The organism is Trabulsiella odontotermitis (assembly GCF_001188485.1).
Taxonomy (GTDB): Bacteria; Pseudomonadota; Gammaproteobacteria; order Enterobacterales; family Enterobacteriaceae; genus Trabulsiella; species Trabulsiella odontotermitis_A.
Genome location: NZ_JNGH01000054.1, coordinates 50,216 through 59,691 on the forward strand (window position 1 = coordinate 50,216; position 9,476 = coordinate 59,691).

Genomic DNA, 9,476 nt, shown 5'->3' on the forward strand with positions numbered 1-9,476 from the left:
CTATGGCAGGAAATAAACCCTTCAACAAACAACAGACTGAACCCCGCGACCGCGATCCGCAGGTGGCCGGTTTGAAAGTGCCGCCGCACTCGATTGAAGCGGAACAGTCGGTGTTGGGCGGTTTGATGCTGGACAACGAACGCTGGGACGATGTCGCCGAGCGCGTTGTGTCGGATGATTTCTATACCCGCCCGCATCGCCATATTTTTACTGAAATGGCGCGACTGCAGGAAACCGGCAGTCCTATCGATCTGATCACGCTCGCGGAATCGCTGGAGCGCCAGGGTCAGCTCGACAGCGTCGGCGGCTTCGCTTACCTGGCCGAATTATCGAAAAACACACCAAGTGCGGCGAACATCAGCGCGTATGCCGATATCGTGCGCGAACGCGCCGTTGTCCGCGAAATGATCTCCGTTGCCAATGAAATCGCCGAAGCGGGGTTTGATCCGCAGGGCCGCACCAGCGAAGATCTGCTCGACCTCGCCGAATCCCGCGTGTTTAAAATCGCCGAAAGCCGCGCCAATAAAGACGAAGGGCCGAAAAACATCGCCGATGTGCTTGATGCGACGGTGGCGCGTATCGAGAAACTGTTCCAGCAGCCGCACGACGGCGTTACCGGCGTCAACACCGGCTATGACGATCTCAACAAAAAAACCGCCGGTTTGCAGCCGTCGGATCTGATCATCGTGGCGGCGCGTCCGTCGATGGGTAAAACGACATTTGCGATGAACCTCGTCGAAAATGCGGCGATGTTGCAGGACAAACCGGTTCTGATTTTCAGTCTTGAAATGCCCTCAGAACAGATCATGATGCGTTCTCTGGCGTCGCTGTCACGCGTCGATCAGACCCGCATTCGTACCGGGCAACTGGACGATGAAGACTGGGCGCGCATTTCCGGCACGATGGGCATTCTGCTGGAAAAACGAAATATCTATATTGATGACTCTTCCGGCCTGACGCCGACCGAAGTGCGCTCCCGTTCGCGGCGTATCGCCCGCGAGCACGGCGGCCTCGGTCTTATCATGATCGACTACCTGCAACTGATGCGCGTACCGTCGTTATCCGACAACCGCACGCTGGAAATCGCTGAAATCTCGCGTTCGCTGAAAGCACTGGCGAAAGAATTGCAGGTGCCGGTCGTAGCGCTGTCGCAGCTTAACCGCTCGCTGGAACAGCGTGCCGATAAACGTCCGGTCAACTCCGACCTGCGTGAATCGGGCTCCATCGAGCAGGATGCTGACCTTATCATGTTCATCTACCGTGACGAGGTTTATCACGAGAACAGCGACCTGAAAGGCATCGCAGAAATCATTATTGGTAAGCAGCGTAACGGCCCCATCGGCACCGTGCGTCTCACCTTTAACGGTCAGTGGTCGCGTTTTGATAATTATGCGGGCCCACAATACGATGATGAATAATTTCTAAGGAATTCAAATGCAAGCGGCAACTGTTGTCATTAACCGCCGCGCTCTGCGACACAACCTGCAACGTCTGCGTGAACTGGCGCCCGCCAGCAAACTNNAAGGCTTTTTCAACGCCAGCGATCTGCCAGTCATCTCCCAACAGCACCTGCACACCGCAGTTCATAACATGGAACAGCTGGAGGCGCTGGAGCAGGCCGATTTGCCTGAGCCGGTCACCGTGTGGATGAAGCTGGACACCGGCATGCACCGCCTGGGCATCCGCCCGGAGCAGGCCGACGGGTTTTACCAGCGTCTTTGCCAGTGCAAAAACGTCCGCCAGCCGGTGAATATCGTCAGCCATTTCGCCCGCGCCGACGAGCCGGAATGCGGAGCGACTGAACAGCAACTGGATATCTTCAACACCTTTACTGAAGGGAAACCGGGGCAGCGTTCGATTGCCGCCTCAGGCGGAATTTTGCTGTGGCCGCAGTCGCATTTTGACTGGGTGCGTCCCGGCATCATTCTGTACGGCGTTTCCCCGCTGGATCAAAAACCGTGGGGACCGGATTTTGGTTTCCAGCCGGTGATGTCGCTGACCTCCAGCCTGATTGCGGTGCGCGAGCACAAAGCGGGCGAGCCTGTCGGCTATGGCGGGACCTGGGTAAGCGATCGCNNGATGGGCTACGGTGACGGTTACCCGCGCGCGGCGCCATCAGGCACGCCGGTGCTGGTCAATGGCCGCGAGGTGCCGATTGTCGGACGCGTGGCGATGGACATGATTTGCGTCGATTTAGGCCCACAGGCGCAGGATAAGGCCGGCGATCCGGTGGTGATGTGGGGCGCGGGGCTACCCGTTGAGCGCATTGCTGAAACTACAAAAGTGAGCGCTTACGAACTAATCACGCGACTGACCTCCCGGGTCGCGATGCAGTACGAAGAGTAGCGCGTCACGCTGCCTGAAAGGGGCGGGGGCGGCGTTGAGCCCGCTCCCGCTTTCGCCAACATCCCCTCGATCTTCTCTGACTTCCGGTTTATTGTTGTTATTCCCTGCCTTTGTAAAATCCGGAGAAACATCGCGTGTTTCAGAAAGTCGACGCCTATGCAGGCGACCCCATCCTCTCCTTAATGGAGCGTTTTAAAGAAGATCCGCGCAGTGACAAAGTCAATCTCAGCATTGGCCTTTACTACAACGAAGACGGGATTATCCCGCAACTGCAGGCCGTAGCAAAAGCGGAAGCGCAACTGAATGCGCAGCCGCACGGCGCGTCGCTTTATCTGCCGATGGAAGGGCTGAATACTTACCGTAGCAGCATTGCGCCGCTGCTTTTTGGCGCAGACCATCCCGTGCTGAAGCAAAACCGCGTGGCGACCATCCAGTCGCTCGGCGGCTCCGGCGCGCTGAAAATCGGTGCCGATTTCCTGAAACGCTACTTCCCGAATTCTGGCGTCTGGGTCAGCGACCCGACGTGGGAAAACCATGTGGCAATTTTTGAAGGTGCTGGCTTCGAAGTAAGCACTTACCCATGGTTTGACACAGAAACCAACGGCGTTCGCTTCGAGGCGCTGCTGGAAAAACTGAATACGCTGCCGGCGCAAAGTATCGTGCTGCTGCATCCGTGCTGTCATAACCCGACGGGTGCTGATTTGACTCATGCACAATGGGATGCGGTGGTGGAAGTGGCGAAATCCCGCAATCTGATCCCATTCCTCGACATCGCCTATCAGGGCTTTGGCGCGGGAATGGAAGACGATGCGTACGCCATTCGTGCCTTCGCCAGCTCTGGCCTGCCGCTGCTGGTCAGCAACTCGTTCTCGAAGATTTTCTCGCTTTATGGCGAACGCGTAGGCGGACTGTCGGTGGTCTGCGAGGACGCAGAAACCGCCGGGCGCGTGCTGGGGCAACTGAAAGCCACTGTACGTCGCAACTACTCCAGCCCGCCGAGCTTTGGCGCGCAGGTTGTCGCGGCGGTGCTGAGCAACCCGGAACTGAAAGCGTCATGGCTGGCTGAAGTGGAAACGATGCGTACCCGCATTCTGGCGATGCGTCAGGAACTGGTCAACGTGCTGAAAGAGGCGATGCCGGGGCGCAATTTCGACTATCTGCTCAGGCAGCGCGGCATGTTCAGCTACACCGGACTGAGCGCGGCACAGGTGGATCGCCTGCGTGAAGAGTTTGGCGTTTACCTGATCGCCAGTGGTCGCATGTGCGTTGCGGGCCTCAATTCGCGCAATGTTCACCGTGTTGCTGAGGCCTTTTGCGCAGTAATGTAAGTACTTACTAGCAATTTCCTTAAAATGGGGGGATGAGTGTGATCATCCCCCTTTTCTATGACTTTTATTCTTCCGCCAAAACCCCATCAAGCGTAATGTCAGACTGACACCTGATCAAAAATAAAAATCCCGAGCCATCACTTTTGCACACTTAGGGAAAAATATGCGTAATATTACTATGGCGTTTAGCGCCGTTTGTCTGCTATTTGCGCTCAACAACCCGGTTGTTGCCCGCGCGTCGGCACCTTCTCCCGTCAATCCAGGCACTAACGTTGCTCGCCTTGCTGAACAGGCTCCCGTCCACTGGGTTTCGGTGGCACAAATTGAAAACAGTCTGTTGGGCCGCCCGCCGATAGCGGTGGGTTTTGACATTGATGACACCGTGTTGTTTTCCAGTCCTGGCTTCTGGCGGGGGCAAAAAACCTGGTCACCCGGCAGTGACGCGTACCTGAAGAACCCGGCATTCTGGCAAAAAATGAATAACGGCTGGGATGAGTTCAGCATTCCAAAAGAAGTCGCGCGGGCGCTGATCACCATGCACATCAAACGCGGCGACAGCATTTATTTCGTCACGGGCCGCAGTCAGACCCGCACGGAAACCGTCTCGAAAACCCTGCAGGACGATTTTCTTATTCCCGCGGCAAATATGAACCCGGTGATTTTTGCTGGTGACGAGGCGGGGCAAAATACCAAAACAGCGTGGTTGCAGAAAAAGAACATCCGGATGTTCTACGGCGATTCAGATAATGATATCACCGCCGCGCGTGAAGCGGGCGTGCGGGGGATCCGCGTGCTGCGTGCGTCAAACTCGACGTATCGACCGTTACCCATGGCCGGAAAGTTTGGTGAAGAGGTCATCGTCAATTCGGAATACTGACGCCTCGGTAAAACCAGATTATTCAGGCAGTTTTCGTAACGGCAACCTTCGGGTTGCCCTTTTTTTGCCCAGGTCGTGCGGTGAAAGTTTTACCTTTCGTCATCTTGCTGCACACTTAAACAGAACCTCTTAACACAGGAACTGCCTGAGTGGGCACGGAGAACAGAAATGACCATTTCGGAGCTTTTACAATATTGCATGAAGAAACCGGGCGCTGAGCAGAGCGTCCACAGTGACTGGAAGGCCACGCAGATCAAGGTGGCCGACGTGTTGTTTGCCATGGTGAAGGAAGTTGAGGGGCGCCCGGCGACATCATTAAAAACCAGTCCTGAACTTGCCGAACTGCTGCGCCAGCAGCACAGCGACGTGCGGCCGAGCAAGCACCTCAATAAAGCGCACTGGAGTACGGTCTATCTCGACGGCACGCTGCCGGATTCGCAAATCTACTATCTGGTCGATGCCTCGTGGGAACAGGCGCTGACGCTGATCCCGGAAGAGACCCGGAAGAGCATTCTCGGCGAATAACTCCCGATCAATAGCTACAGCGCGGTGACCAGCACTGACAGCGACAGGCTGAGTAGTCGCTCAACAATAGTCTGCATGCGGGATCGCACGGCGATCTGCGCGTTGGTCATTTGTATCGCCAGTTGTGCCTGCATGCCGATGAGCATGGCATTGATGTCTTCCGCTTCCAGCTCGCCACGGGCTTTGTCACGTAACGCCTCCGCCAGCATCTCGCAGGTGTCGCGAATAAACGCGTCGTGGTCCGCCAGACCCTGCTGAAACAGCGTCAGGCACTCGTTTCCAATAATCTCCCCGGCCTGCTGGCGAAATGCCGGACTGGCAAACGCCACTTCCAGATCGTTTAAAATCGACATGATGAACCTCTACTGGCAAACGGAATGTGGACGTAAGCACTCGCCGTGAATGGCCTGCTGGTAAGCCGCGCTCGTCTGGCGGCTGAACAATCTGGCCTGTGCATTGTTGAATGGTCGCTGCTGTTGCTGAAAGCGATCATACTGCACCAGCCAGAGATTGTTCAGCGACTGAAGGTTATCCAGACGCAGCGGATCGCCGAGGTTTTCGGCAAACAGTCGCGCGGCGCGGTATTGCAGATGGTAATCGCGTGCGTCAAGCGCCACGTTGCGGGCATCGAGGGTGGTGGCGTCGTCAATGAATTGCAGATGCAGCGCCTGCAGCATCACTAACTGGCGGTGGGCATCGCCGTTATAGTTTCCCGTCATTGAACAGGCGGTTAACAATAGCAGCGGTAATAAAAAAGCGACTCTGATGATGCGGATAACAGGCATGACCGTGGCTCTGGCGTGAGGGGAATGTCGTCCAGCATAGCGCCACGCTGCGGGTTCAAATGCGCAAAAAAGAGGCAAAGTGTTGCGCCCTGAAGCGAATCAACAGGGCGCAGGCAGGTTTATTTCAGCATCGGTTTCAGGAAGCGCGCAGTGTGTGATTCCTTGCACTCCGCCACCGTTTCTGGCGTACCGGAAACGAGGATTTCCCCGCCGCCGCTGCCGCCTTCCGGCCCCAGATCAACAATCCAGTCCGCCGTTTTAATGACGTCCAGGTTGTGCTCAATCACCACGATGGTATTGCCCTGGTCACGCAACTGATGCAGCACGTCCAGCAGTTGCTGGATATCCGCAAAGTGCAGACCGGTGGTCGGTTCATCGAGAATGTAGAGCGTCTGGCCGGTGCCGCGTTTTGACAGCTCACGCGCCAGCTTCACGCGTTGCGCTTCGCCTCCGGAGAGTGTGGTTGCCGACTGGCCGAGACGAATGTAGGTCAGACCTACGTCCATCAGCGTTTGCAGCTTACGCGCCAGCGCTGGCACTGCGTCAAAGAACTCACGCGCTTCTTCGATGGTCATATCCAGCACTTCGTGAATCGTCTTGCCTTTGTATTTAATTTCCAGCGTTTCGCGGTTATAGCGTTTGCCTTTGCACTGGTCGCACGGCACGTAGATATCCGGCAGGAAGTGCATTTCAACTTTGATCACGCCGTCGCCCTGACAGGCTTCGCAGCGACCGCCGCGGACGTTAAAGCTGAAGCGACCCGGCGTATAGCCGCGTGAGCGTGATTCCGGCACGCCGGCGAACAGTTCACGTACCGGCGTGAATACGCCGGTATAGGTCGCCGGGTTCGAGCGCGGCGTACGGCCAATCGGGCTCTGGTCGATATCAATGACTTTATCAAAATGCTCAAGCCCCTGAACGTCGCGATACGGCGCAGGCTCCGCGATGGTCGCACCGTTCAACTGACGCTGGGCGATCGGGAACAGGGTATCGTTGATCAGCGTTGATTTGCCGGAACCCGAGACGCCGGTGATACAGGTAAACAGGCCGACGGGCAGCGTCAGCGTAACGTCTTTCAGGTTGTTGCCGCGCGCGCCACTCAGCTTCAGTACTTTTTCCGGATCCGCCGGAACGCGTTTTTTCGGCACTTCAATCTGACGTTTGCCGCTCATGAACTGGCCGGTGAGCGATTCCGGTACCGCCATGATAGCGTCGAGCGGCCCTTCAGCCACCACCTGGCCGCCGTGAACACCGGCACCAGGACCGATATCGATGATGTGGTCAGCGGCGCGGATCGCGTCTTCATCGTGCTCAACCACAATCACCGTATTACCGAGATTACGCAGATGAATCAGCGTACCGAGCAGGCGTTCGTTATCGCGCTGATGCAGACCGATTGACGGTTCATCCAGCACGTACATCACGCCAACCAGCCCGGCGCCAATCTGGCTCGCCAGACGAATACGCTGCGCCTCGCCGCCGGACAGTGTTTCCGCCGAGCGGGAAAGTGTCAGGTAGTTCAGGCCAACGTTCACCAGGAACTTCAGGCGATCGCCAATCTCTTTCAGCACCTTTTCGGCAATTTGCGCACGCTGACCGGAAAGCTGCAGGTTATTGAAGAAGTCCATCGCGTGGCCGATGCTCATGTCTGAGATGGTTGGCAGCGGGGTGTTTTCGACAAACACGTGGCGCGCTTCACGGCGCAGACGAGTGCCGTCGCAGGTCGCACATGGACGGTTGCTGATGAATTTCGCCAGCTCTTCGCGCACGGCGCTGGATTCGGTCTCTTTGTAGCGGCGTTCCATGTTATGCAGAACGCCTTCGAACGGATGGCGGCGCACCGAGGTGTCGCCGCGGTCGTTCATATATTTGAATTCAATCGACTCTTTGCCAGAACCGAACAGCACGACTTTATGCACGGACGGGCTGAGGCTTCCCCACGGCGCGTCGACGTCGAATTTGTAGTGTTCCGCCAGCGATTTCAGCATCTGGAAATAGTAGAAGTTACGGCGATCCCAGCCGCGGATCGCTCCCCCCGCCAGCGATAGCTCCGGGTTCTGGATCACACGGTCCGGATCGAAATATTGCTGTACGCCGAGGCCGTCACAGGTCGGGCAGGCGCCTGCCGGGTTGTTGAACGAAAACAGGCGCGGCTCCAGCTCACGCATGCTGTAACCGCAAATCGGGCAGGCGAAGTTAGCGGAGAAGAGCAACTCCTCGGCTTTTTCGTCGTCCATGTCGGCGACCACGGCGGTGCCGCCGGACAGTTCCAGCGCGGTTTCAAAGGATTCAGCCAGACGCTGCGCCAGATCGCCACGGACTTTGAAGCGATCGATCACCACCTCGATGGTGTGTTTCTTCTGTAATTCGAGTTTTGGCGGATCGGAGAGATCGCACACTTCACCATCGATACGGGCGCGGATATACCCCTGGCTTGCCAGGTTTTCCAGCGTCTTGGTGTGCTCGCCTTTACGCTCTTTAATGATCGGCGCCAGCAGCATCAGGCGTTTGCCTTCCGGCTGCGACAGCACGTTATCCACCATCTGGCTGACGGTCTGCGCCGCCAGCGGCACGTCGTGATCCGGGCAGCGAGGCTCCCCGACGCGGGCGTACAGCAGACGCAGATAGTCGTGGATTTCGGTAATCGTACCGACCGTTGAACGCGGGTTGTGCGAGGTCGATTTCTGCTCAATGGAGATCGCGGGCGACAGGCCTTCGATATGATCGACGTCCGGTTTTTCCATCAACGACAGAAACTGGCGCGCGTAGGCTGACAGCGACTCAACGTAGCGGCGCTGTCCTTCGGCGTACAGGGTGTCAAAAGCCAGTGAAGATTTGCCTGAACCCGACAGCCCGGTAACGACAATCAGTTTGTCGCGAGGGATGACGAGGTTGATATTCTTGAGATTATGGGTGCGGGCGCCCCGAACTTCGATCTTATCCATTCACCTTTCCCGGTAGAGACTCGGAATGCCTGGTTTGCTTGAAGGACAAACGGCAGAAACGGCTAATTATGACACAATTAAACCTGTTTGAATATACAGTATTGGAATGCATCTTCCTCGATTATGTGCAAAAATGATTATTGACGCGAGATTTCTGGAATCATGCTCGCAGCTATCAAAATGCCGCTTTGTGGTGGTACAATCGCGCGTTTACACTATTTCAAAACGTATTCAGGAGACACGATCATGGCCAGCAGAGGCGTAAACAAGGTGATTCTCGTCGGTAATCTGGGCCAGGACCCGGAAGTACGCTACATGCCGAATGGTGGTGCAGTGGCCAACATTACGCTGGCTACTTCCGAATCCTGGCGTGACAAGCAGACCGGGGAAATGAAAGAGCAGACGGAATGGCACCGCGTTGTGCTGTTCGGCAAGCTGGCTGAAGTCGCCAGCGAGTACCTGCGTAAAGGTTCTCAGGTTTACATCGAAGGCCAACTGCGTACCCGCAAATGGACCGATCAGTCCGGCGTAGAAAAATACACCACTGAAGTGGTGGTCAACGTTGGCGGCACCATGCAGATGCTGGGCGGCCGTCAGCAGGGCGCAGGCGCGCCAGCGGGCGGTGGTCAGCAGCAGGGCGGTTGGGGTCAGCCTCAGCAGCCGCAGCAGC

At 56.7% G+C, this 9,476-nt stretch carries 9 protein-coding genes; 6 read left to right on the forward strand and 3 right to left on the reverse strand.

Annotation, left to right across the window (positions count from 1 at the left end):
• Nucleotides 1-2 precede the first annotated feature (2 nt).
• The 5 genes from dnaB (at nt 3) to GM30_RS04105 (ending at nt 5,076) form a co-directional block, all read left to right on the forward strand.
• Complete coding sequence (dnaB, locus tag GM30_RS04085; protein WP_049847592.1) at nt 3-1,418, forward strand: replicative DNA helicase; 1,416 nt, start codon at nt 3-5, stop codon at nt 1,416-1,418.
• 16 nt (nt 1,419-1,434) lie between these two features.
• Complete coding sequence (gene alr, locus GM30_RS04090) at nt 1,435-2,346, forward strand: alanine racemase (protein WP_049847593.1); 912 nt, start codon at nt 1,435-1,437, stop codon at nt 2,344-2,346.
• Nucleotides 2,347-2,480: 134 nt separating this feature from the next.
• Nucleotides 2,481-3,674 carry an aromatic amino acid transaminase gene (gene tyrB / locus GM30_RS04095; RefSeq protein ID WP_049847594.1) on the forward strand — a complete coding sequence of 398 codons (1,194 nt, stop codon included), beginning with the start codon at nt 2,481-2,483 and terminating at the stop codon, nt 3,672-3,674.
• Between the two features lie 163 nt (nt 3,675-3,837).
• Nucleotides 3,838-4,551 carry an acid phosphatase AphA gene (gene aphA, locus GM30_RS04100; RefSeq protein WP_049847595.1) on the forward strand — a complete coding sequence of 238 codons (714 nt, stop codon included), beginning with the start codon at nt 3,838-3,840 and terminating at the stop codon, nt 4,549-4,551.
• Between the two features lie 168 nt (nt 4,552-4,719).
• Nucleotides 4,720-5,076 (forward strand): MmcQ/YjbR family DNA-binding protein, encoded by a 357-nt coding sequence (locus GM30_RS04105; protein ID WP_038158366.1) that lies wholly within the window; start codon nt 4,720-4,722, stop codon nt 5,074-5,076.
• Nucleotides 5,077-5,090: 14 nt separating this feature from the next.
• Here GM30_RS04105 and GM30_RS04110 read toward each other — a convergent pair whose 3' ends face one another.
• The 3 genes from GM30_RS04110 to uvrA all read right to left on the reverse strand — a co-directional run bounded on the left by GM30_RS04110 (nt 5,091) and on the right by uvrA (nt 8,806).
• On the reverse strand, nt 5,091-5,429 hold the full coding sequence (locus GM30_RS04110; RefSeq protein ID WP_049847596.1) for a hypothetical protein: 339 nt from the start codon (nt 5,427-5,429) through the stop codon (nt 5,091-5,093).
• Nucleotides 5,430-5,438: 9 nt separating this feature from the next.
• Nucleotides 5,439-5,795, reverse strand: coding sequence for a hypothetical protein (locus GM30_RS04115; protein ID WP_238582602.1), 357 nt, complete (start codon nt 5,793-5,795; stop codon nt 5,439-5,441).
• A gap of 185 nt (nt 5,796-5,980) precedes the next feature.
• Nucleotides 5,981-8,806, reverse strand: a complete 2,826-nt coding sequence (uvrA, locus tag GM30_RS04120) for an excinuclease ABC subunit UvrA (RefSeq protein WP_049847598.1) — start codon at nt 8,804-8,806, stop codon at nt 5,981-5,983.
• A gap of 246 nt (nt 8,807-9,052) precedes the next feature.
• Here uvrA and ssb1 point away from each other — a divergent pair.
• Nucleotides 9,053-9,476, forward strand: a 424-nt coding sequence (gene ssb1, locus GM30_RS04125) for a single-stranded DNA-binding protein SSB1 (RefSeq protein WP_049847599.1), incomplete at its 3' end; no start/stop codon positions are given.